Annotated in this window: 24 protein-coding genes; 14 read left to right on the top strand and 10 right to left on the bottom strand. The window is 73.0% G+C overall.

Annotation, left to right across the window (positions count from 1 at the left end; translation table 11 throughout):
* The 3 genes from EAO73_RS36610 to EAO73_RS18690 form a co-directional block, all read left to right on the top strand.
* Positions 1-797 (top strand): ATP-binding cassette domain-containing protein (locus EAO73_RS36610; protein WP_224756363.1); only part of this gene is annotated, 797 nt, incomplete at its 5' end.
* Entirely contained in the window at positions 749-1,618 is an 870-nt protein-coding gene (locus EAO73_RS18695) for an ECF transporter S component (protein ID WP_412074703.1), read from the top strand. The genes EAO73_RS36610 and EAO73_RS18695, both read left to right, overlap by 49 nt.
* 306 nt (positions 1,619-1,924) lie before the next feature.
* A complete protein-coding gene (locus EAO73_RS18690) occupies positions 1,925-2,362 on the top strand; it encodes a transglycosylase SLT domain-containing protein (protein WP_147972673.1) in 438 nt (145 codons plus the stop codon).
* Positions 2,363-2,441: 79 nt separating this feature from the next.
* Here the strand turns inward: EAO73_RS18690 and EAO73_RS36605 are convergent, their stop codons facing one another.
* The gene (locus tag EAO73_RS36605) at positions 2,442-2,633 is read right to left on the bottom strand and encodes a hypothetical protein (RefSeq protein WP_224756362.1); all 192 of its coding nucleotides are present in this window, start codon (positions 2,631-2,633) and stop codon (positions 2,442-2,444) included.
* Positions 2,634-2,743: 110 nt separating this feature from the next.
* On the bottom strand, positions 2,744-3,094 hold the full coding sequence (locus EAO73_RS36600) for a hypothetical protein (RefSeq protein WP_224756361.1): 351 nt from the start codon (positions 3,092-3,094) through the stop codon (positions 2,744-2,746).
* Positions 3,095-3,254: 160 nt separating this feature from the next.
* Here EAO73_RS36600 and EAO73_RS18680 point away from each other — a divergent pair, with 160 nt between their 5' ends.
* Positions 3,255-4,211: an AEC family transporter gene (locus EAO73_RS18680; RefSeq protein ID WP_147973522.1), complete on the top strand. Its 957-nt coding sequence runs from the start codon at positions 3,255-3,257 to the stop codon at positions 4,209-4,211.
* 117 nt (positions 4,212-4,328) lie between these two features.
* Here EAO73_RS18680 and EAO73_RS18675 read toward each other — a convergent pair whose 3' ends face one another.
* On the bottom strand, positions 4,329-6,299 hold the full coding sequence (locus EAO73_RS18675) for a bifunctional glycosyltransferase 87/phosphatase PAP2 family protein (RefSeq protein ID WP_147973521.1): 1,971 nt from the start codon (positions 6,297-6,299) through the stop codon (positions 4,329-4,331).
* Between the two features lie 368 nt (positions 6,300-6,667).
* On the opposite strand from EAO73_RS18675, the gene EAO73_RS18670 reads away from it, so the two are divergent.
* Together EAO73_RS18670 and EAO73_RS18665 are read left to right on the top strand one after the other, a co-directional pair.
* On the top strand, positions 6,668-7,756 hold the full coding sequence (locus EAO73_RS18670) for a DUF2330 domain-containing protein (RefSeq protein ID WP_147973520.1): 1,089 nt from the start codon (positions 6,668-6,670) through the stop codon (positions 7,754-7,756).
* Positions 7,757-7,877: 121 nt separating this feature from the next.
* Positions 7,878-8,375 (top strand): GNAT family N-acetyltransferase, encoded by a 498-nt coding sequence (locus tag EAO73_RS18665; protein ID WP_147972672.1) that lies wholly within the window; start codon positions 7,878-7,880, stop codon positions 8,373-8,375.
* Here the strand turns inward: EAO73_RS18665 and EAO73_RS18660 are convergent.
* Positions 8,372-10,432, bottom strand: a complete 2,061-nt coding sequence (locus EAO73_RS18660; RefSeq protein WP_147972671.1) for an MDR family MFS transporter — start codon at positions 10,430-10,432, stop codon at positions 8,372-8,374. The two genes, EAO73_RS18665 and EAO73_RS18660, sit on opposite strands and share 4 nt — an antisense overlap.
* 135 nt (positions 10,433-10,567) lie before the next feature.
* Here EAO73_RS18660 and EAO73_RS18655 point away from each other — a divergent pair, with 135 nt between their 5' ends.
* The 5 genes from EAO73_RS18655 (at position 10,568) to EAO73_RS18635 (ending at position 15,323) form a co-directional block, all read left to right on the top strand.
* Positions 10,568-11,626: a peptidoglycan-binding domain-containing protein gene (locus tag EAO73_RS18655; protein WP_147972670.1), complete on the top strand. Its 1,059-nt coding sequence runs from the start codon at positions 10,568-10,570 to the stop codon at positions 11,624-11,626.
* Positions 11,627-11,830: 204 nt separating this feature from the next.
* Positions 11,831-12,493, top strand: coding sequence for an HAD-IA family hydrolase (locus EAO73_RS18650; protein WP_147972669.1), 663 nt, complete (start codon positions 11,831-11,833; stop codon positions 12,491-12,493).
* A 358-nt stretch (positions 12,494-12,851) separates the two neighbouring features.
* The gene (locus tag EAO73_RS18645; RefSeq protein WP_147972668.1) at positions 12,852-13,496 is read left to right on the top strand and encodes an HNH endonuclease family protein; all 645 of its coding nucleotides are present in this window, start codon (positions 12,852-12,854) and stop codon (positions 13,494-13,496) included.
* A 469-nt stretch (positions 13,497-13,965) separates the two neighbouring features.
* Positions 13,966-14,424 (top strand): DoxX family protein, encoded by a 459-nt coding sequence (locus EAO73_RS18640; protein ID WP_147972667.1) that lies wholly within the window; start codon positions 13,966-13,968, stop codon positions 14,422-14,424.
* Positions 14,425-14,660: 236 nt separating this feature from the next.
* Entirely contained in the window at positions 14,661-15,323 is a 663-nt protein-coding gene (locus tag EAO73_RS18635) for a DedA family protein (RefSeq protein ID WP_147972666.1), read from the top strand.
* 6 nt (positions 15,324-15,329) lie between these two features.
* Here the strand turns inward: EAO73_RS18635 and EAO73_RS18630 are convergent, their stop codons facing one another.
* From EAO73_RS18630 to EAO73_RS18620, 3 genes are all read right to left on the bottom strand, one after another.
* Positions 15,330-15,554: a DUF2277 domain-containing protein gene (locus EAO73_RS18630; RefSeq protein WP_147972665.1), complete on the bottom strand. Its 225-nt coding sequence runs from the start codon at positions 15,552-15,554 to the stop codon at positions 15,330-15,332.
* A gap of 43 nt (positions 15,555-15,597) precedes the next feature.
* Positions 15,598-16,041 carry a hypothetical protein gene (locus EAO73_RS18625; protein WP_147972664.1) on the bottom strand — a complete coding sequence of 148 codons (444 nt, stop codon included), beginning with the start codon at positions 16,039-16,041 and terminating at the stop codon, positions 15,598-15,600.
* A gap of 65 nt (positions 16,042-16,106) precedes the next feature.
* A complete protein-coding gene (locus tag EAO73_RS18620; protein ID WP_147972663.1) occupies positions 16,107-17,570 on the bottom strand; it encodes an MFS transporter in 1,464 nt (487 codons plus the stop codon).
* A 91-nt stretch (positions 17,571-17,661) separates the two neighbouring features.
* On the opposite strand from EAO73_RS18620, the gene EAO73_RS18615 reads away from it, so the two are divergent.
* Genes EAO73_RS18615 through EAO73_RS18605 form a run of 3 tightly spaced genes read left to right on the top strand, consistent with a single transcriptional unit; the run spans position 17,662 to position 19,881 of the window.
* Positions 17,662-18,633, top strand: a complete 972-nt coding sequence (locus tag EAO73_RS18615) for a LysR family transcriptional regulator (protein ID WP_147972662.1) — start codon at positions 17,662-17,664, stop codon at positions 18,631-18,633.
* Positions 18,634-18,658: 25 nt separating this feature from the next.
* Positions 18,659-18,997, top strand: coding sequence for a PadR family transcriptional regulator (locus EAO73_RS18610; RefSeq protein WP_147972661.1), 339 nt, complete (start codon positions 18,659-18,661; stop codon positions 18,995-18,997).
* Positions 18,994-19,881, top strand: coding sequence for a hypothetical protein (locus EAO73_RS18605; RefSeq protein ID WP_147972660.1), 888 nt, complete (start codon positions 18,994-18,996; stop codon positions 19,879-19,881). Before EAO73_RS18610 ends, EAO73_RS18605 begins: the two co-directional genes overlap by 4 nt.
* A gap of 11 nt (positions 19,882-19,892) precedes the next feature.
* On the opposite strand, the gene EAO73_RS18600 is transcribed toward EAO73_RS18605, so the two are convergent.
* The 3 genes from EAO73_RS18600 to EAO73_RS18590 form a co-directional block, all read right to left on the bottom strand.
* A complete protein-coding gene (locus EAO73_RS18600) occupies positions 19,893-20,666 on the bottom strand; it encodes a class I SAM-dependent methyltransferase (RefSeq protein ID WP_147972659.1) in 774 nt (257 codons plus the stop codon).
* Positions 20,667-20,838: 172 nt separating this feature from the next.
* A complete protein-coding gene (locus EAO73_RS18595) occupies positions 20,839-21,024 on the bottom strand; it encodes a hypothetical protein (RefSeq protein ID WP_147972658.1) in 186 nt (61 codons plus the stop codon).
* A complete protein-coding gene (locus EAO73_RS18590) occupies positions 21,021-21,380 on the bottom strand; it encodes a putative quinol monooxygenase (RefSeq protein WP_147972657.1) in 360 nt (119 codons plus the stop codon). Before EAO73_RS18590 ends, EAO73_RS18595 begins: the two co-directional genes overlap by 4 nt.
* Positions 21,381-21,409: the final 29 nt, after the last annotated feature.

The raw sequence follows: 21,409 nt of genomic DNA, 5'->3' as shown, positions 1-21,409 counted from the left end.
CCCCCGCCCCGGACCCCGCCACCGGCGGACCCGGCGGCACCGCCGCCCAGGCGGACCGGCTCGGCATCCGACGCGGCCGCGTCGAAGCGCTGCGCCGGGTGACGCTCACCGTCCGGGCCGGCGAGACCGTGGCCCTGATGGGGCGCAACGGCGCGGGCAAGTCCACGCTGCTCGGCGCCCTCGTCGGCATGGTCGAGCCCACCTCCGGCACCATCCTGACCGGCGGCCTGGCCCCACACCGCACCCCGCCGCGCGAGATGGTGCGCCGCGTCGGTCTCGTACCGCAGGAGCCGCGCGACCTGCTGTACGCGGACACGGTCGCCGCCGAGTGCGCGGCGGCCGACGCCGACGCGCGGGCGGAGCCGGGCAGCTGCCGGGCTCTGGTCTCCGAGCTGCTGCCGGGGGTGGCGGACGACACCCACCCCCGCGATCTGTCCGAGGGGCAGCGCCTCGCGCTGGCCCTGGCCCTCGTGCTCACCGCCCGGCCGCCGCTGCTCCTGCTCGACGAGCCGACCCGGGGTCTGGACTACGCGGCGAAGGCCCGGCTGGTCGGGGTGCTGCGCGCGCTGGCCGCCGAGGGGCACGCCATCGTGCTCGCCACCCATGACGTGGAGCTGGCCGCCGAGCTGGCGCACCGGGTGGTGATCCTCGCCGACGGGGAGGTCGTCGCGGACGGGCCGACCGCGGAGGTCGTGGTGTCCTCGCCCGCGTTCTCCCCGCAGACCGCCAAGATCCTCGCCCCACAGGAATGGCTCACCGTCTCCCAGGTACGCGCGGCCCTGGGGGGTGGCGCGTGAACGCCGTGCGCAGACGTGGCCGGCCCGTCCGGCTGGGGCCCCGGGCGATCGTGGCGCTGGTGCTGATCAGCGCGATCGGGGTGGCCGCCTTCGGGTGGCCGCTGCTCGCGGACCGGGACTCGGGGCTCGCACACGCGCAGGACGCGCCGTGGCTGTTCGCCGCGCTGCTGCCGCTCCTCGTCGGGGTGGTGGTCGCGATGATCGCGGACGCCGGGCTCGACGCGAAGGCGGTGGCGATGCTGGGGGTGCTGGCCGCGGTCGGGGCCGCGCTGCGCCCGCTGGGGGCGGGCACGGCGGGCCTGGAGCCGATGTTCTTCCTGATGGTGCTGAGCGGCCGGGTGCTGGGGCCGGGGTTCGGCTTCGTGCTGGGGTCCGTGACGATGTTCGCCTCCGCGCTGCTGACCGGCGGGGTCGGGCCGTGGATGCCGTTCCAGATGCTGTCGATGAGCTGGTTCACGATGGGCGCGGGCCTGCTGCCGGGCCCGGACCGGCTGCGCGGGCGCGGCGAGCTGCTGATGCTCGCGGCGTACGGGGCCGTCGCCTCGTTCGCGTACGGGACGATCATGAATCTGTACGGGTGGACGATCGTGCCGGGCCTGGCCTCGGGCATCTCGTTCCGGCCGGGCGACCCGCTGGGCGAGAACCTGGTCCGCTTCCTCGCGTACTGCGCGACGACCTCGCTCGGCTGGGACCTGGGCCGGGCCGTGCTCACGGTGGTCCTGACGCTGACGGTCGGGGCGCCGCTGCTGAAGGCGCTGCGGCGGGCCACGCGGCGCGCTTCCTTCGAGGCCCAGGTCACATTCGGTCCCCGTGGCGAGTGAGGGCACCCACAGGACCTTGGTCCCGTACGAAGCGGGATAGGAGACGCGCACGCGGACCGCAGGCCCCCGCCACGCCCGCCGCGACCTGCTATGAAGCGGTTTGAGGCGGTTCGGGACCTTCGGCCCCGGGTGCGAGGCGGGGTCGTAACAGGGGTCGTTGCCACGGCCGGACGGCGCCGCTAAGACTGGATCTCGTCGCCGAGCACCGCAGGGTCCTCACCAGGGATCGCGGTCAACGAGCGCCGGTCCACGCAGGATGCGGACCGAGCCCCGCGACTCCCCCGTTCCCGACCGTTAGGTTCCTCTGTGTCGTTCGCCCGTAACCTCGTCGCCAAGCCCCGCACCGCCCGTCGCAAGGCCGCCGTCGCCGGCGCCACCGTGCTGCTGGGAGCCACCGGCATCGGCCTGGGTGTCTCCCCGGCCATGGCGGCCCCGTCCGCCGCGCCGACGTCCGCCGGCAGTGCCCAGGACACGGCGAAGCAGATGATCGGTGACGACGCCCAGTTCCAGTGCTTCAGCAACATCGTCAGCCACGAGAGCGGCTGGAACCCGAGCGCGACCAACGCCTCCTCCGGTGCCTACGGCCTGGTCCAGGCGCTGCCCGGCTCGAAGATGGCGTCCGCCGGTTCCGACTGGAAGACCAACCCCGGCACGCAGATCAAGTGGGGCATGGACTACATGAACTCCCGCTACGGCAGCCCCTGTGGCGCCTGGTCCTTCTGGCAGGCCCACAACTGGTACTGAGCCGGTCCGGCCCGAGCCAGTGACCTCCGATGCCCCGACCGCCACGCGGCCGGGGCATCGGCGTGTCCGGAGCACGCCGTCAACGGCGCGCCGCCAGTCCGTCGATCCAGCGCACGATCTGCGGGCCCGACGTCAGATACGTCTCGTTGTGGCTCACGTCACCCTGGTCGACGACCCGCACCTTCACGCCCCGGTGCGCCAGATCGGCCGCGCAGCTGCGGGTGTTGGCGACGGCGACGTCGGTGTCGCCCGCGGATGTGTAGAGCCGCACCGGGATCGCGGGCTTCCAGGCGCAGGTGCCGTCCTGGGCACGGAACGTGGCGAGCAGGGCGCCGGTGGGGTGCTGGAGCCTGCGGTAGTAGTCGTCGGTGAGCAGCTCCTTCAGGTTCGCGGGGAGGGCCCCGATGATGTCCGGCCCTGCGGGGTGATCGTCGCGTAGGTGAGGCGGTAGGCGCGGATGCCGTGGCGGACGGTGTCCGCGTTCATGCCGGCCTCGGCGAGGAAGGCGGTCACCCCGGCCCGGCCGAGGTGCGCGACGGGCGTGACCGCGAGGAGGGTTCCCCGCGCCTCGTGGCGGCCGGCGGTGGCGGACGGAGTGTCGTGGCCGCTCGCGGGCCGGGACGCGGCGGCGGCCGGCACGGTGCCCAGCGCGGCGAGGACGACCGCGGTGGCGGCCGCGAGGAGACGTCGTACGCCGTGCTGCCGGGGCGAGTTGCTCGCGTTCGTGTTCATGGCCATGACCGTAGAAAAGGGGACGCGGCGCCGACATCCGAGCGGCCCCCGGCCCGGAGTGCACTTGAGTGCACCCCGGGCCGGGGGCTCACCTGTACCTCCGGGCCGTCCGGCACATCCCCGCACCCCCGTCCGCATGCCGGACAGGCGTACGAGGATCATGGCGGCCATGCATGCCCTGCTCTCCGCCTTCGCCCCCATCTGGGTCCTGACCGGCATCGGTTACGCGGTCGGGCGCGGCGGACTGCTCGGGGAGCAGGCGGAGGCCGTGCTCGGCCGGTTCGTCTTCCATGTGGCCATGCCCGCCGCCCTGTTCACCATGGTGTCGGGGGCGAGCCCGGACGTCTTCGGCCATCCGTCGATGGTGGCGTTCGCGGCGAGCACGGCCGTGGCCGCCGGGTCCGGATTCGTGCTCGTGCGGCGGGTGTTCGGCCGGGGGCGGGCGGACGCGGCGATCGGCGCCATGTCCTCGGGCCATGTGAACTCCGCCAACCTCGGTATCCCGGTGGCGGTGCAGGTGCTCGGCGACGCCTCGTTCGTCGCGCAGGTCATCCTCTTCCAGGTGCTGGTGCTCTCGCCGGTGATCCTGACCCTGCTCGACTCGGGGACGCGCAGGGAGGACGGGCGGCGCGCCGGCGGCGGGTTGCGGCGGATGCTCACCATGCCCGTGCGCAACCCGATCATCCTGGCCTCGCTGCTCGGCGTGGTGGTCTCCGCGACCGGGCTGCGGCTGCCGGCCACCGTGACGCACCCGTGCGACGTCCTGGGCGCGGCGGCGGTGCCCACGGCCCTGATCACGCTGGGCCTGTCGCTGCACCGGGGCCCGGACGGCGGGGGCCGGACGCGCCGGGACCGGGCGGAGACGGCGGTCGTCGTCGCCGTGAAGACGCTGGGGCAGCCGCTGGCCGCGCTGCTCGTCGCGGGGCCGCTCCTGCACCTCCCGGACCACCAGCTGCTCGCGGTGGTGCTCTGCGCGGCGCTGCCCACGGCACAGAACTCGTTCATCTATGCCCGCGAGTACGGCCTCGGCACCGTGCTCGCCCGGGACGCGATCGTGGCCTCCACCCTGGTGTCGATGGTCACGCTGTCGGTGGCCACGTGGGCGCTGGGGCCGTGAGCCGTTCGAGTGGCGGGGCGCGGGCGGCGGGCGGATGCTGGAGGGGCGACGATCCACATACCGAAGGGGTGCGGGGCGTTTTACGTCCCCCCGCGCCCCTTCGGCGTTCCCGCACGCCTACGGTTTGCCGGCCACCGGCTCACCGTTCGCCTCCGGGGCCGCGACCGCAGCGGGCACCCGGGCGGCCTCCCCTTCCGGCACCTCGGCGTCCCGCAGCCGGCGCGGTCCCGCGAGCACGTACGCGATCAGGAACCCGAGCGCGACGACCGTCGCCCCGCCCACCGCGTCGAGCACCCAGTGGTTGGCGGTCGCGACGATCGCCGAGACCGTGAACAGCGGATGCAGCACCCCGAGCGCCTTCATCCACACCTTCGGGGCGAGCAGCACGACGATCACCCCGCACCACAGGGACCAGCCGAAGTGCAGCGAGGGCATCGCCGCGTACTGGTTGGTCATCGCCGTCAGTGCCCCGTAGTCGGGCTCGGCGAAGTCCTGCACACCGTGGACCGTGTCGATGAATCCGAGGCCGGGCATCAGGCGCGGCGGGGCCAGCGGGTAGAGCCAGAAGCCGACCAGGGCCAGGAGCGTGGCGAGGCCGAGGGTGGAGCGCGCCCAGCGGTAGTCGGCGGGGCGGCGTACGTACAGCACCGCGAGGACGGCCAGCGGCACGATGAAGTGGAACGTCGAGTAGTAGTAGTCGAAGAAGTCCCGCAGCCGCCCGACGCCCGCGACGGCGTGGTTGACCCGGTGCTCGATGTCGATGTGCAGCCACTGTTCGATCGAGTGGATCTGCCGCCCGTGCCGCTCCGCGGTCTCCCGTCCGGCGGTGGCGGCCAGCCTGACGTGCGCGTACGCGGAGTAGACGACCCGGATCAGCAGGAGTTCGAGGAGCAGGTGGGGCCGGCCGAGCACCCGCCGCCAGAACGGCAGCAGCGGCACCCCGCTCCAGCGGGCCCGGACGGGCCGCGCGTACGCGGTGGGCACGGGCCTTTGCCAGTACGGGGAGGTGCGCGGCAGGAACGGGGCGGCGCAGGCGGCCCCGAGCGCGACGATCAGCAGCACGTTGTCGCGGACCGGGAACAACGCCCCGATGTTGGGCAGCAGCATCGTGCCCGGCAGCGTGATGACCAGGATCACGACGGCCGGCCACACCATCCGGTCCGACGCGCTGCGGCCCGCCCGGCCGACCACGGCGAACAGCACCCACAGCAGCTGGTGCTGCCAGGCGGTCGGGGACACGGCGACGGCGACGCAGCCGGTCACGGCCACGGCGAGCAGGAGCTGCCCGTCGCGCGCGTACCTCACGGCGCGGCGCAGGCCGATGGCGCAGACGGCGGCGGCCAGCACCAGGAACAGCACGATCTCCGGCGGCCCGGCGAGGCCCAGGCGCAGCAGCGCGCCGTGCAGGGACTGGTTGGCCGGACTGTCCGCCTGGTCGCCGAGGCCGGCCCCGGCGACGTGGTGCACCCAGTACGTCCACGAGTCGTGCGGCATCGCGGCCCACGCCAGCGCCGTGCAGGCGGCGAACGCGGCGGCGGCGGTGAGCGCGGAGCGGCGCCGGCCGGTGAGCCACAGCAGTGCGGCGAAGAGCAGCACGGTCGGCTGGAGGGCGGCGGCCACCCCGATGAGGACCCCGGCCTTGCGTTCCCCCCGGACGGCGAAGAGGCCGACGAGGACCAGGAGGACGGGCAGGATGCTGACCTGGCCGAGGTGGAGGGCGTTGCGCACCGGCAGCGAGAGCATCAGCAGGCTGATCGCGACGGGCGCGGCGAGCAGGGCCGTGCGCCGGCCGACGGGGCCCGGCAGGGCACGGGCCGCGACCACGCCGAGGGCGGCGACGAGAAGCAGCGAGCCGAAGGTCCAGGCGACGCCGAGGCTCTGTTCGACCGTACGGGTCAGCGGCTTCAGGACGAGCCCGGCGAAGGGGGTGCCGGTGAACCGGTCGGTGTCGTACAGCGAGCCGGTCACATGGAGCACACCGTTCTCACCGGTCCAGGTCTCCAGATCGGTGAGCCGTTCGCCCGGCGGCTGCCGCAGCACCACCGCCATCTGCCGGACGGCCAGCACGGCCACGACCAGCCAGAGCACCGCCCGAGCCGCCCCGGTCCTCGCTCCCGCCGTCGCGCTTCCGCTCCCACTGTGCTCCGCGTTCGCCACGCTGCGCCGACCCTCCCAAGGTCTGGTAGCCGGTCAATTGCCCGGCATGGGTGAAACCTTCGCATTGCGTCATGAGGTAGACCCAATCAACCCGTTTTCCGCCCGACTGTCACCCCGCCTCTCGCGGAAGACCGCCCGGCCGGGTGCCCCGGACCGGCCGGAACCGGCGGGGGCCCGCGCACGTCTGAGCCCGTGATCAGTAACGACGGGGAGGACGGAAGATGCGGCGCGCGCGGAGAGCAAGCGGAGCGGGGAGGGGAGCGCGCGGCTGGGCGGCGCGCGCCCTCTCCCTGGCCCTGATGCTGGTGTCGTTGCAGCTGGGGTCGCTGATCGCGCCTGCGTACGCCTGTGGCTGCGGGGCGATGGTCGTGCACCGCAACAGCCAGGTGGCGGTCGACCGGGAGACGTCGGCGGTCGGCTGGGACGGCAGCACCGAGCAGATCGTGATGCAGCTCAGCGTCCGGGGGAACGCTCCGGACGCCGCCTGGATCATGCCGGTCCCGCACCGCGCCACGGTCGAGCTCGGGGACGCGGCGCTGTTCTCCGAGCTCAGCGCCATCACCGCTCCGGTCCACGAGGAGCGGCACTACTTCTGGCCCCGCGACAAGGACTGGCCGTTCGGCGGTTCCGGCGGCTCGACCGCCGACGGTGCCGGCGCCCCCAGGGCCTCCGCACCGGTCGACGTGGTCGGCCGGGAACGGCTCGGCCCCTTCGACGTGGCCCGGCTGGCGGCGACCGACCCGGAGGCGCTGGAGAGCTGGCTGAAGGAGAACGGCTTCGAGCTGCCGGACCGCCTCGCCACGGCTCTGACGCCGTACGTCGAACAGCAGTGGGAGTACGTGGCGGTGCGCCTCGCCCCGGAGAAGCGGGGGACCACGCTGAGCGGCACGCTCGACCCGCTGCGGCTGCGGTTCGCCAGTGACCGGCTGGTCTATCCGATGCGCCTGTCCAAGCTGGCCGCGACCCCGCAGTCCCTCGGCCTGTACGTGCTGGCGGACCACCGCATGGAACCGCGCGGGGCGATCGGCGGGCGGCCCCCGAAGGTCGCGTACGCGGGCCGGGTGGACCCCGCGAAGGAGCCGTACGAGGCGCTGGCGGCGGTCACGGGCGACAAGCCGGTCTTCGTGACGGCGATCGACCAGTACTTCCCGTCACCGGAGCGGATCGACGGCGACCACGAGCTGCGGGCGACCGCCGAGGACACCCCGTACCGGACCGTGGTCTACCGGGACACGCTGCTGACCTGGGGCGGCATGCCGGTCTGGCTGCTGGTGCCGCTCGGCGGCGCGCTCGTGGTGATCGCGGCCCTGCTGCTGGCGGTCCGCGCCCGGCGGCGGCGCCCGGTACTGCCCCCGCCGCCGGTCTTCACACCGCCGCCGCTGCGATGAGGGACCGCCCTCCACCGGAGTCCGGATGTGGGTACGAAGGGTGAATCGCGGAACGGAGGGGGTCCACCCCCCTCCTCACACCCCTTGATTCACACGCGCGTGCGACAGCGAGAATGACCCCATGACCTGGACCGTGGCACCCGAACCCGTCGATTCCGCCGAGGCGGCCCTCCTCCGGCGCGACTACTACGGCGAGGTCGCCGGACGCTACTGGGGCCGTCAGGCGACGGCCGAGGAGATCGACGAGGGGCTCACCGACGACGGCGCCGAGCTGCTCGCGGCGCCGTCCGGTGCCTTCGTCGTCGGCCGGTTCGAGGGCCGGGCGGCCGCCTGCGCGGGCCTGGTCCTCGTGGACGCGGACACCGCCGAGCTGACCCGGGTCTTCGTCCGCCCGGAGTTCCGGGGCACGGGCGGCGGCGGGCTCCTGCTCGCGGCACTGGAGGAGCGGGCGCGGGCCCTCGGGCGGTCCCGGCTGCGGCTCGACACCCGTAACGACCTGGTCGAGGCGCGCGGCCTGTACGCGAAACACGGCTACCGGGAGGTCCCGGCGTTCAACCGGGGCCCCTACGCCGAGCACTGGTTCGCCAAGGAACTGGCCCCGGGAACGCCTGCCGGCTAGGGCCTGTCCGGGTGGCCCGCCGCGTGGTCGCGCTTGGGTTCGGGGCTGTGCGGGCGCTCCTTGCTCGACCCGCTCGTCTCCCGCGTCAGCTCGGAGACGAGCGCGACCAGGTCGGTCGGCCGGTCCGGTCCCCACCAGTCGCCGAGCAGCTCGGCCAGCGAGTCCTCGCGGGCCTGGGCGAGCTTCACCACCGCCTCCGCACCCGTCTCCGTGAGCACCATCTGCACCCCGACCCGCCGGACGAGCCCGCGCCCCTCCAGCTGCCGGGCCGCGTCGTTGATCACCCGCAGCGGTACGGGGGCCACCTCGGCGAGCCGGGCGGGCTCGACGGTGCCGTGGCGCCTGATGCGCAGCAGCATCCAGCTGGCGGCGGGCAGCAGATCGAAGCCCGCCTTCTCGGTGATCTTGACGTAGACCTCGCGGCGGCCCTCCCGGGTGGCCAGTACGGACAGGGCGCGCGCGCACTCGTCGTACGAGGACCGTTCCACCGGGTTGGAGGCCAGGGTCTCGCTCGGATCGGGCGCCGTCACCGATCCGCGCAGCTTGTCCTCCTTGAGGAGCCAGGAGAAGAGGAAGGCGACCAGGACGACGGGCGCCGCGTACAGGAACACGTCGGTGATCGACGTCGAGTACGCCTGGAGCACCGGCCCCCGCAGCGCGTCCGGCAGCTGCCCGAGGGCGCGCGGGTCGGCGGCCAGGCTCTTCGCGTCGACACCGGGCGGCAGCGGCCGGCCGGCGAGCGCCGCGCCGAGTTTGTCGGTCAGCCGGTTGGTGAAGATGGTGCCGAAGATCGCTACGCCGAACGAGGCACCGATGGACCGGAAGAACGTCGCCCCCGAGGTCGCCACGCCGAGGTCCTGGTACGAGACGGCGTTCTGCACGACCAGCACGAGCACCTGCATCACCAGGCCGAGCCCCGCGCCGAACACGAAGAAGTAGGCGCTCATCTCCCAGGTGCTGCTGGAGACCGTCAGCCGGTGCAGGAGCAGCAGGCCGATGGCCGTGATGCCGGTGCCGGCGATCGGGAACACCTTCCAGCGGCCCGTCCGGCTGACGATCTGCCCGGACGCGGTGGAGGTGATGAGCAGTCCGAACACCATGGGGAGCATGTGGACGCCGGACATCGTCGGCGTGATGCCGTGCACCACCTGGAGGAAGGTCGGCAGATAGGTCATCGCGCCGAACATCGCGAAGCCGATGACGAAGCTGATCACCGCGACGAGGCTGAAGGTCCTGATCCGGAAGAGCTTCAGCGGGAGCACGGGCTCGGTGGCACGCCGCTCCACGAACACGAACGCGATCAGGAGCAGCACGGCCAGCACCGCGAGCCCGATGATCTTCCACGAGCCCCAGGCCCAGGTGGTGCCGCCGAGCGAGGCGACGAGGACCAGGCAGGTGGCGACCGAGGCGATCAGGAAGGTGCCCAGGTAGTCGATGGTGTGCTTGGTCCGGCGCACCGGGATGTGCAGCACGGCGGCGATCACGACGAGGGCGACGACCCCGATGGGGAGGTTGATGTAGAAGACCCAGCGCCAGGAGAGGTGCTGGGTGAAGAAGCCGCCGAGCAGCGGTCCCAGGACGCTCGTCGCGCCGAACACGGCGCCGAAGAGGCCCTGGTACTTGCCGCGTTCGCGCGGCGGGACGATGTCGCCGACGATCGCCATCGACAGCACCATCAGCCCGCCGCCGCCGAGCCCCTGGAGGGCCCGGAAGCCGATCAGCTGGGGCATGTTCTGGGCGATGCCGCAGAGCGCGGAGCCGATCAGGAAGATGACGATCGCGGTCTGGAACAGCTTCTTGCGCCCGTACTGGTCGCCGAGCTTGCCCCAGAGCGGTGTCGCGGCGGTCGAGGCCAGCAGATACGCCGTGACCACCCACGACAGGTGTTCCAGCCCGCCGAGGTCACTGACGATGGTGGGCAGCGCGGTGGAGACGATGGTCTGGTCGAGTGCGGCGAGCAGCATGCCGAGAAGCAGTGCGCCGATCGCCACCAGGACCGACCGCGTGGAGCGGTCCCCGCCGGGGGCCTGGGCCGCGGGGCTCAGCTGCTGGGCCATGAGACATCTCCTCGGATCCGCTGAACACCCATCCTGTCTGCTCTGCCCCGTTATGGCCTGCCGGAGGACCGGATGATTGGGCTTCTCGGCGGCGGGCTGCATAATCGCAGGCAGTTCAAGGGGAGGGGACCCACCATGGCCGGACAGATATGCCCGGAGTGCGGTACGGACAGCAGACCCGGCGCCGGTCCGGGCTGCGCCTGCGCGAGCCGCGCGGCGTACGGCGCCACCGGCGCGCCGGGGCACGTCACCGACCCGGAGCGCGCCGCAGAACAGCAGCGCATCGCCGACGAGCACCATGCCGGCCGGTCCGCGGAGATGGCCGCGGCGGAGGACTTCGACCCGCTGCGCATCCGCCCGTACGTGACCCTCGGCGGCGACACGGCGGCGCCCACGACTCCCCCGCCGGGCGCCCCGCGGGTCCACGGCCCCGAGGGCGACGCGGCGACCACGATGCCGCTCTTCCTGGACCCGGCGGGCCCCCCTCCGGCCGGCGTCGGCGCCTCGGACGGCACGGCGCTCCTGCTCACCGGCCCCGACCCGGTGGCACCGCGCCGCCGCAAGCCGTTCGCCGCCGTGATCGCGGGGGTGGCCGTGGTCACGGTGGTGGGCACGGCGGCCTTCATCGGCGGGCTGTTCAACGGGGACGGCAACGGGGAGGCCGATCTCGACCAGGCCCTGCCGTCCACGGTGGCCACCCTCCCCGACGAGAGCGGCGAGCCCTCGCCGTCCACCACGTCCTCCGCGTCCCCGTCCCCCTCACGCTCCGCCTCCCCCTCCTCGTCCGCACCGGCCTCCGCCTCGGCGTCCGCCTCCACGTCGGCGTCCGCGTCCGCCTCCCGCTCCGCCACGGCCTCCTCGTCGGCGTCCGGTGCGGGCGCGCCCTCGTCCCCGGCGGCCACGGCACAGAGCAGCGGCCCGGCACAGGGCGTGGCCCCTCCCGCCGCGACCCCGGACGAGGCCGGGACCCTACGGCGCGGCGACCGGGGCACGGCGGTGGCGGACCTGCAGAACCGGCTCCGCGAGGTCTGGGTCTACAACGGCCCGGTCGACTCGGAGTACGGGTCCCGGACGGAGCAGGCCGTGAGCGACCTCCAGGTCTGGTGGAACATCGACGGCGACCCGGACGGCGTCTACGGCCCGAACACCCGCAGCCGCCTGGAGGCCATGACGACGGGCAGCGGCCGCCGCTGACGGGAACCGCGGGGCCGCACGGCCTCCGGGACGGGGATCCGAGCCGCCCCGGCAGGGGGATTCGCGTTTGCGACCCCGTTTTTGTATCGTGGAGGAACAAAGGGGCCTCCGCGCGCACACCCTGACCGGCGGGCGGGGGCCGCTTGACGTCTCCCGCGCCGCTCACCCCCGCGGCGTTCGCTTCCCCCGTTCTGGAGCCCGCCCATGCCGGCCACCGCCCTCACCGCCCAAGCGCTGCTGCTCGACATGGACGGCACCCTGGTGAACTCCGACGCCGTCGTGGAGCGCTGCTGGCGGCGCTGGGCGCTACGGCAGGGCCTGGATCCGGAAGCGGCGCTGAAGGTGGTCCACGGCCGCCAGGGCTACGCCACGATGGCGATGCTGCTCCCGGACCGCCCGATGGAGCAGAACTACGCGGACAACCGGGTGATGCTCGCCGAGGAGACCGCCGACACCGACGGGGTCGTCCCGGTCGGCGGCGCCCCCGCCTTCATGGACGCCATCGCAGCCCTTCCGCACGCCCTGGTCACCTCGGCCGACCTCGCGCTGGCGACGGCCCGGATGAACGCGGCCTCGCTGCGGATGCCGGACCTCCGCATCACCGCCGAGAGCGTCGGCGCCAGCAAGCCGGACCCGGAGGGCTTCCTCAAGGGCGCGGCCGCGCTGGGCTTCGCGCCGGCGGACTGCGTCGTCTTCGAGGACTCCGAGGCGGGCATCGCGGCGGGCCGGGCGGCCGGCATGCGCGTCGTGGGCGTCGGCCCGCGCGCGGGGGCCCACTCCCCCGACGCCCATGTGGCCGACCTGACGCAGCTGCGCGTGGAGGCCGCGGCGGACGGCTCGTTCACCCTGCGCTTCGACGCGCGCTAGCCCCGCGCCGGGGCACCCGCCTCCCGCACCGGCCCCCGCCCCCGGCCCGCTGATCCCTCGTCAAACACCAGCACCACGAACCTCCGTACGGCCCTCGCCCACCCCGGGCGGGGGCCATACGCATGCGCTCCCGCGCAGGTCGTGAGCGCTCGCGCCCCGCCGGACCGGCGAAGCGCGCCCGCGCGCACGGGCCCGTACGCCCCTCTCACCACGAACCCCTTTGTCAGATCCCTTGATGTGACGTGCGCATGTCGCCACCCTGTTACCTGGCGCCCACCCCACGGAAACCGGACGCCGCCACGATGGCCGGGCCGTTCATGACAGTCCGTCCGCATCCCCCCACATCAAGGGAGTTCGCATGTCAGGTGTCTACGCGCGTCGCATAGCCGTCCTCACCGCATCCGCCGCACTCGCCGTCACCACCGGCCTGCTCACCGCCCCCGGCGCCCAGGCGGCCATGCCCACTCCGGTCTCCGCGTCCACGGCCCGCACCTATCTGAGCGAGCTGACCGTGCAGGCGGAGGGTTCGTCCAGCGGGTACAGCAGGGACAAGTTCCCGCACTGGATCACCCAGTCGGGAGCCTGCAACACCCGCGAGGTCGTCCTGAAGCGGGACGGCACCAACGTCTCGCAGGACTCCAGCTGCGCCGCGACCAGCGGCAGTTGGTACTCGGAGTACGACGGCGCCACCTGGACCGCCGCGTCCGATCTGGACATCGACCACATGGTCCCGCTCGCCGAGGCCTGGCGCTCGGGAGCGTCCAGTTGGACCACCGCACAACGGCAGGCGTACGCCAACGACCTGACCCGGCCGCAGCTGATCGCGGTCACGGACAACGTCAACCAGTCCAAGGGCGACAAGGACCCGGCGTCCTGGATGCCGTCGCGTGCCGCGTACAAGTGCACCTACGTGCGCGCCTGGATCCACGTGAAGCACTACTACAAGCTGACCGTCGACTCGGCCGAGAAGTCGGCCCTGCAGTCCGCGCTCAGCGGCTGCTGAACCGAGGATCGCCCGGCAGCATCCGCCACCCGGTGGCCCCGCCGGCCGACGCCCGCACGACGGGCCCGGCCGACGGGGCCACCGACGTGTTTTCGGCCGACTACGGCGCTTCATGACCACGACCCGCCCCCCCGGCCGCCCGCCGGCGGGCCGGCAGTCCGCCAAAGGGACGCGAGGGGACCGGGAACTCCAGCGGTATTCGAGCGAAACCCGGGGCAGCCGTGGTCGGAGCAGCAACCGCCGGAACCCCATCGCCATGGCCGGAAAGCTGCGCCGTCATTGGTTCAGGCCAAGCAAAGAAAGGAGGTTGCCCAGTTCGAGGCGGTATTGGCGCGTCCAGCCGCTCACGACAGCCAGTCGCTTTTCGGCCAGTCGACAGAACGTTGAACTTGCAAGTATTGGTGAGGTCTACCTAATCTTTGGCGCCCAGTCGGTTCACGTCCCCACCAGACCGAAGGAGCCTCCCCCCATGACCCCACACCTGCACCGCGCCCAGCCCTACGCCCTCGCGCTCTTCCGCATCGTCGTCGGCCTGCTCTTCGCGTGCCACGGCGCCGCCTCGATCTTCGGGGTGCTCGGCGGCGCCCGGGACGGCGGCTCCATACCCGCCGGCACCTGGCCGGGCTGGTACGCGGCGGTGATCCAGCTCATCGGCGGCGCCCTGGTCGCCCTGGGCCTGGGCACCCGGCTCGCCGCTCTGATCTCGTCCGGGTCCATGGCCTACGCCTACTTCACGGTCCACCAGTCCCACGCCCTCTTCCCCCTCCAGAACGGCGGTGAACCGTCCGCCATCTACTGCTGGGTGTTCCTGCTGATCGTCTTCACCGGCCCTGGCGCCCTCGCCCTGGACGGCCTCTTCACCGACCGCGCACCGGACCGGCAGGACCGGGACCACACGGCGGAGCAGAACACCCCGGTCGCCGCCTGACCAGCCCTCCCCGCTCCCCCGGGCCCGCCGACCGACCGGGCCCCGCATCTTCTGCGTGTACCGCCGGGATCCGCTCCCCGGCGGTACACGCTCAAGCCCCGCTCGACCGGGGTGCCCAACATCACGCATATATATGGATCACCGGGTGAACGACAGGCGTACGCTGTACAGCTGAACCTGCCGCTCCTGCCGCTCCCCTGCGACGTCGCGGCGTTGTCACGGATCGGGGAGTAGAAGTGCTGGAGAGTGTGGGTGCGCTGGTCGGCAGCCCATGGATCTATGTCGTGGTCGCCCTCTCCGTGCTGCTGGACGTCTTCCTCCCCGTGCTGCCCAGCGGTGTACTGGTGATCACCGCCGCCACGGCCGCCGCAGCGGGCACCACCGGCGTGGCCGCCGACGCGGCGGGCGCCGCCCGCCAGGTCACCGAGGTCCCCTCGCTCCTGGCACTCCTCCTGTGCGCCGCCACCGCCTCGGTACTCGGCGACCTCGCCGCGTACCGGCTGGCCCGGATCGGCGGCGAGCGGCTGGACCGCGCCATAGCGCGCTCCCGGCGCCTCACCTCCGCGCAGGAACGCCTGGGCGCTGCCCTGAGCCGGGGCGGCGGCATCCTCGTCGTCATCGCGCGCTTCGCCCCGGCCGGGCGCTCGGTCGTCTCGCTGGGCGCGGGCGCCTCGCACCGCAAGGTGAAGGAATTCCTGCCGTGGTCGGCCGTCGCCGGCCTGGCATGGGCCGGCTACAGCGTGGGCCTCGGCTACTTCGGCGCGCAGTGGCTGGGCGCGAGCTGGCTGGGCACGGCCGTCTCGGTCCTCGCCCTGTTCGTCGCGGGCTCCTTCGCAGCCCTGCTCATGCGGCGCCCGGCCGAGGCGGCACGCGCCGCCTCGGTGTCCACGGCCTCCTGAATCCGGCTACGGCGTCCTGACACCACCCCGTATCTCCAGGCCGTCCAGCAGCCGGGCGGTCGCCTCGGCGATCTCGTCGACGGCACGGTCGAAGACTTCCCTGTTGTGCGCGGCCGGCGCACGGAAGCCCGACACCTTGCGGACGAACTGCAGGGCGGCGGCGCGGATGTCCTCCTCGGTGGCCTCTTCGGGGAGGGCGGGCGGTCGGAGCGTCTTGATACTGCGGCACATGTCTCCAGTGTGACCCGCACCACTGACAACGGCGCCCGGGCGGTCAGACGACCGGCTTCAGGCGTCCCGTGCACAGGGCCCAGATCACGAAGGTGTCGATGGCGAGCGAGACCACGGCCCAGATCGGCTGGTAGGGCAGCCACATGAAGTTGGCGATCATGTTGAGGGCCGCGAGCCCCACACCGACCCCACGCGCCCAGCCGAAGCCCCGGAGAATGCCCCAGCCGACGATCGCGATGACGATGCCGAGGACCAGGTGGATCCACCCCCACGTCGTGACGTCGAACTTGAAGACGTAGTTGTTGATCCGCGTGTAGACGTCGTCCGACGCGATCCCGGCGATGCCCTTGATCGCCCCGAGCACGCCGTCGACCATCAGCAGCACACCGGCGAACATGATCCCGCCGGTCGCCCAGGGGTTGTCCTCCTCCGGGCCGGGGCCCGTGGGCGGGGAAGGGGTGCCCGGCGGGGGCGCGGTCTGTGCCATGAAGGACTCCTGGGCCGGTGGAACGTGCAGGTCAGACCGACCTTGCGACACCCTTCCCGGAGCGGCTAGGCGGAGGCGCCCGTACGGGTGACGCCCTCCGGCCGGCCCTCCGCCGGCTCCGTGTCCCGGCGCGGCCGGCCCGAGGTGCCGAGCACCACGAACACCGTCGCGACGAGGAGCACCGCCGCCACGACCCGCAGCCCGTCGGACATCGCCGGGGCGAACGCGGCGGCGTGCCCGGCCGTGACGTGGTCCGTGCCGGACCCGGAGGCCAGCACCGTGCCGACGACGGCAACCCCGAGCGCCGCCCCGATCTCGCGCGCCGCCGTGTTGAGCCCGGAACCGAGCCCGCTGCGGTGCGCGGGCAGTCCGGCGACGACGGCCACGGTCAGCGCGGGCGCGCACAGCCCCGTACCGGCGGAGATGACGAGGAGGTACACGGCGTACAGGGCGTACGGGGTGCTCCCGTCGGCGGTCGAGACGAGGAGCAGCCCGAGGCCGATGACCGCGAGCCCGCCGCCCGCCACGGGCCGGATGCCGTACCGGTCCTGCCAGCGCGCCCCGATCTTCGGCATGACGGCCATCCCCACGGTCAGCGGGACGATCGCCACCCCGGCGAGGCCGACCGGGAAGCCCTTCACGTACTGGAGGTACTGGGAGTTGACGTAGAACAGCGCGAAGAGACCGAAGAAGGCTGTGGCGATGCCGAGCGTCCCTGCGCGCAGCACCGGCGAGGCGAAGATCCGGGGGTCGAGCAGCGGCCTTGTGGCGCGCAGCCCGTGCACGGTGAAGGCGGTGAGCAGTACGGCTCCGAGGCCGAAGGCGGTCAGCACCCGCGCCGAGCCCCAGCCGTGCGGCGGGCCCTCGATGATCCCGTACACCAGGGAGGTGAGGGCGGCGACGAGGAGCAGCGAGCCGACCGGGTCGGGTGCGGTGTCCGTGCGCTCGGGGCTGCGGGGCGCGAGGCGGGCGACGGCGAGGGCGAGCAGCGCGGCGAGCGGCACCACGGCCCAGAACAGGGAGCGCCAGGTCCCGAACTGTCCGGCGAGGCCGCCGCCGACGTTGCCCGCGAGGCCGCCGAGTCCGGCGGCGAGCGTCCAGGTGGCCAGTGCCTGGGACCGGCGGGCGGGCGGGGTGAGGGTGACCAGGAGTGACATGGTCGCGGGCATGATGAGCGCGGCCCCCGCCCCACACACCCCGCGTCCGGCGATGAGCACGGCGGGGGCGGTGGCGAGCGCGCTGGTGGCGGCGCCGGCGGCGAAGAGGCCGAGGCCGGTGAGCAGGGCGCCCTTGCGTCCGAAGCGGTCGCCGAGCGCGCCCGCCGGGATCAGCAGGCCCGCGAAGACGATGACGTACGCGTCGACCGCCCACAGCAGTTCGCTGGACGAGGGATGCAGGGTGGAGGCGGCGAGCTGCGGAATGAGCAGGTTGACGGCGGCGACCATGCCCTGCGCGACGAGCACACAGGCGCAGAGCACGTACAGCGCGGCACGGGTGAGGCCGGGGGCCTTCTGGGCATACGGGGACAACGCTCCTCCTGGGGAGCCGTGGTGACGGGGTGTGCCATCCACCGTAGAGTTGGCGCGACTTGCTTTCCAATGCATCTTCGACAAGGGATGTATGCGCGTGACGCAATCCGGCCTTGACCTCAATCTTCTGGTGGCGCTGGACGTCCTCATCGAGGAATCCAGCGTCTCGGGCGCCGCCGCCCGGCTGCATCTGTCCGAGCCCGCGATGAGCCGCACCCTGGGCCGCATCCGCAAGGCGCTGGGTGATCCGGTGCTGGTGCGCGCCGGGCGCACGATGGTGCCCACGCCGCACGCCCTGGCCATCCACGGCGAGGTGCGGGCCGTGGTGGAGCGGGCGCGCGGGGTGTTCCTGTCGGGCGGCAAGGTCGATCTGCGCGCCCTGTCACGGACCTTCACCGTGCTGGCCCAGGACATCCTGCCGGCGGTCTCCGGCCCGGCGCTGTTCGCCCGGATCGCCCGCGAGGCGCCCGGTGTGCGGCTCCGCTTCCTGATGGAGAGCCATGTGGACGGGCCGTTCCTGCGCGAGGGCGCCGCCGATCTGGAGGTGGGGGTGCTCGACACGCGTTCGCCGGAGGTGCACCGCGAACACCTCTACGACGACCGGATGATGGGCGTGGTGCGCCCCGGCCATCCGCTCCTGGACGGGGAGATCACCCCGGCCCGGTTCGCCGCCGCCGACCATGTGACGGTGTCCCGGCGCGGCCGGACGCAGGGCCCGGTGGACACCGCTCTCGCACAACTCGGTCTGCGCAGACGGGTGGTGGGCAGTGTGGGCACGCTCCCCTCGTCGCTCTTCCTCCTGCTCGGCAGCGACCTGGTCGGCCTGGCCTCGCGGCGCACCCGCCCCCTCACGGACCCGCTGGGCCTGCGGACGTTCGAGATCCCCTTCCCGCTGCCGCCGCTCTCCTTCGGGATGGCCTGGCACCCGCGCCACGACGCGGACCCGGCGCACGCCTGGCTGCGGGGCTGCTTCCGGGAGCTGGCCCGCGAGGAGACTCCGGACGACACGGGAGAACACCCCCCGGCCGCAGGTCAGGGCAGCCCGTCATATGCCGGTGAGTGACTCATTCCTGCCGTACGATACGGGCATGAGCGAACGCGCGATGCAGGAACCGACCCTCCTCCTCCTGACCGCCCTGGCGGACGAGCCACGGCACGGCTACGCCATCGCGCGCGAGGTCGAGACGATCTCCGGCGGCCGGGTCAGGATGCGCACCGGCACGCTGTACGGGGCGCTGGAGCGGCTGCTGAACGAGGGCCTGATCGAGGTGCACGCGGAGGAGGTCGTGGACAGCAGGCTGCGCCGCACCTACACGCTCACCGCCACCGGCAGGGAGGTCCTGGCCGCCGAGGCCCGCCGGATCGCGGCCACCGCGCGCGAGGCCACCCGGCGCCTGGGCGTCGGCGGGAAGCCGGCCACGGCATGAGCACCCCGCTGCTGCGGCTGTACCCGACCGGCTACCGCCGCGCGTTCGGGGACGACATCGCGGAGGCGTACCGGGCGGCGACCGAGGGGGCCGGCCGGGTCGCCCGGTTCCGGGAGGCGGGCGACATCGTGGCGCACGCGCTGCGGATGCGCCTGCGTCTGGGGTCCGCGCAGCGCGCCGGCCGTCTCTCCGCCGCCGCCGCACCCTTCGCCCTGGCCGCGACCGCCGCGTACGCCGCCTTCGGCCTCGTCTCGGTGCTCGGCGACTGGCGGCTCAGCGGGAACCCGGACTTCCTGGTGCCGCTCAGCTTCGTCATGATCGGCTGCGACCTGGTGACGCTGACCGGGGCGGTCCTGGCGCTGGGCGGGCGCTTCGCGGTGGGGGCGCGGTGCGCGTTCGCGGGCGCGCTGGCCGAGGCGCTCGCGCTCGTTCTGGTCCCGCTGTCGGCCGGGGCGCTGCTCCCGCCGGCCGCCGTCACCTACCTCCTCGCCCCGGTCGCGGTGGCCGCGCTGCCCCTGGCCTGCCCGCCGGACCTGCGCCCGCCCGGCCGCCCCCTCGGCACGGCGGCCCGTACGGCGCTGGTGCTGTGGACGCTGCTCGGGGTGGCCGCTTTGACCCTGACGGATGCGGACAGCCATCTCACGGCCGTCCTGTGGCGCCTGGGTGTCCCGATGGCCGCCGCCCTCGCGCTCGCGGGCCGCGCGGCGCTGTCCCGGCTGCGCACCCCCGGCCGGTTCGCGCCGGCCGGGGCGCCGTTCCTCGCGATGGGGTACAGCGCCGGGGTGGTGGACCAGGACACGGTGGTCCCGGCCCTGGCGGTGCTGGCGGCGGCCGGGGTGGCGCTGCGCCTGTGGCGGCTGCGGGGAAGGCCGAACGCCGGCTGAACGCCGGGGCGTCAGACGGTGACGCGTAGCTTCGACTGCCCGTGCCCCAGCTTCTCCCAGTCCTCCATGAACCGCGCCCGCAGCCCGTGCTTCGCGGCGAGGTCGGTCAGGGTCTCGGTCCGGTAGTAGAAGTCCTCGCGCAGGACCTGGTGTTCGGCACCGGTGGTGCGGTCGAAGGTGAAGTCGAAGTGCCCGCCGGGCGCCAGGATGCGCCCCACGTGGGCCAGGCACTCGTCGATGATCTCCAGCGGCGAGTGCGAGAACACGCTGTGGGCGTGCACGACGTCGAAGTGCGCGTCCGGCAGGAAGTCCAGCGTCAGGTCCTTGGTGATGGTCAGATGCGGCACCTTGGCCTGGAGCCCCTGCGTGGTCAGGGTCTGCTTGGCGGCGATCAGGATGTCGGGCGAGATGTCGATGCCGTAGTAGTGCCCGGCCTCCAGATAGTCGATGAACCGCCACCCGGCCCGCAGGTTGCCGCACCCGATGTCGAGCATCCGCGCCCCGGGGGCGAGCCCGTGCTCGACGAGGTAGTCGAACTGCATCTGCCCCAGGGCCAGCCACCGTTCGTGCGTCTGGCTGCCGACGGCGGCCTCGGGGTTGCGCCGGGTGTCCGAGGCCATCACGGCCCGGTAGTAGTTCACGTGGTCCGGGTGCTTGAACGCCAGCCACCGGTCGCGGGCCGCCCGCTTCAGATAGGGCGCGATGCGGTCCGGACGGCTCGCGGCGTAACGGACCTTGTGGGCAAGCGACTCACGGTTGGCGACGAGGTTCTTCTTGGAGGCCATGACTGCTCCACCTTCTCCACTGCAGGGCGGCATCCCGGAAAACCCGCAGCGTGAAGCGGGCCCGTGGGCGGGACGTGACGCTGCAACTATAGGTCGGTGACCGACATATACAAACCAGCGGCCTACGCACCCACCCCCTCCCCGGCCCCCGCGCACCCTCCCCGACAGGGGACTACTGCCGCCCGTGATCGGGATCCTCGTCCAGGCCGGGAAGCGCCTCGTGCCCCTCGGAGTAGTGGTTGACCCACCCGCAGAGCGCACAGGCGTACCGCCCGGCCAGGCCGTGCACCTCGGTGCCGCACCGCGCGCAGTCGGTGCGGGTGATCTCCGGAATCGCCGGTTCGGGCTTGCTGGTCACACGGGGACTGTACCGAGCGCGACGGCCCCGGCGGAGTGCCCGTACGGACTGATCATGGTGTCGAAGTACCCCTCGGGCGAGGCCTCCAGGAAGGTGTCCAGGTTGTCGAGGAAGGCGCGCAGCACGGGCAGGGCGTTGTGCCGGTCCAGGTCTTCCTGCGAGCGCCAGACCTCGTAGAGGAAGAAGCGGCCGTCCTCCTGTACATGGAGGTGGTACTGCAGATTGCCGGGCTCCTGCCGGGTGGGCTCGACGAGTGAGGACAGCGTGCGCCGCACCTCCTCGACGTATTCGGGACGGGGCCGCAGGAAGCCGTAAAGGGCAAGGGGAGCAACGGAGTTACCGCTCTGATTCGTCATGCCACCACGCTAGAATCTGACACCGGTGT

Source organism: Streptomyces sp. col6 (assembly GCF_008042035.1).
Classification (GTDB): domain Bacteria; phylum Actinomycetota; class Actinomycetes; order Streptomycetales; family Streptomycetaceae; genus Streptomyces.
Note: the sequence above shows the minus strand (reverse complement) of the source record. Positions and strands in the feature narration are given on the sequence as shown.

Coding starts and splice junctions, on each gene's coding strand:
- EAO73_RS18615 (WP_147972662.1), top strand. CDS start 17,662: ATGCGCGTGACGCAATCCGGCCTTGACCTCAATCTTCTGGTGGCGCTG.
- EAO73_RS18680 (WP_147973522.1), top strand. CDS start 3,255: ATGGCGGCCATGCATGCCCTGCTCTCCGCCTTCGCCCCCATCTGGGTC.
- EAO73_RS18600 (WP_147972659.1), bottom strand. CDS start 20,666: ATGGCCTCCAAGAAGAACCTCGTCGCCAACCGTGAGTCGCTTGCCCAC.
- EAO73_RS18625 (WP_147972664.1), bottom strand. CDS start 16,041: ATGGCACAGACCGCGCCCCCGCCGGGCACCCCTTCCCCGCCCACGGGC.
- EAO73_RS18655 (WP_147972670.1), top strand. CDS start 10,568: ATGGCCGGACAGATATGCCCGGAGTGCGGTACGGACAGCAGACCCGGC.
- EAO73_RS18650 (WP_147972669.1), top strand. CDS start 11,831: ATGCCGGCCACCGCCCTCACCGCCCAAGCGCTGCTGCTCGACATGGAC.
- EAO73_RS18670 (WP_147973520.1), top strand. CDS start 6,668: ATGCTGGTGTCGTTGCAGCTGGGGTCGCTGATCGCGCCTGCGTACGCC.
- EAO73_RS18640 (WP_147972667.1), top strand. CDS start 13,966: ATGACCCCACACCTGCACCGCGCCCAGCCCTACGCCCTCGCGCTCTTC.
- EAO73_RS18590 (WP_147972657.1), bottom strand. CDS start 21,380: ATGACGAATCAGAGCGGTAACTCCGTTGCTCCCCTTGCCCTTTACGGC.
- EAO73_RS18605 (WP_147972660.1), top strand. CDS start 18,994: ATGAGCACCCCGCTGCTGCGGCTGTACCCGACCGGCTACCGCCGCGCG.
- EAO73_RS18665 (WP_147972672.1), top strand. CDS start 7,878: ATGACCTGGACCGTGGCACCCGAACCCGTCGATTCCGCCGAGGCGGCC.
- EAO73_RS18610 (WP_147972661.1), top strand. CDS start 18,659: ATGAGCGAACGCGCGATGCAGGAACCGACCCTCCTCCTCCTGACCGCC.
- EAO73_RS18645 (WP_147972668.1), top strand. CDS start 12,852: ATGTCAGGTGTCTACGCGCGTCGCATAGCCGTCCTCACCGCATCCGCC.
- EAO73_RS36600 (WP_224756361.1), bottom strand. CDS start 3,094: ATGAACACGAACGCGAGCAACTCGCCCCGGCAGCACGGCGTACGACGT.
- EAO73_RS18660 (WP_147972671.1), bottom strand. CDS start 10,432: ATGGCCCAGCAGCTGAGCCCCGCGGCCCAGGCCCCCGGCGGGGACCGC.
- EAO73_RS18630 (WP_147972665.1), bottom strand. CDS start 15,554: ATGTGCCGCAGTATCAAGACGCTCCGACCGCCCGCCCTCCCCGAAGAG.
- EAO73_RS18695 (WP_412074703.1), top strand. CDS start 749: ATGGCTCACCGTCTCCCAGGTACGCGCGGCCCTGGGGGGTGGCGCGTG.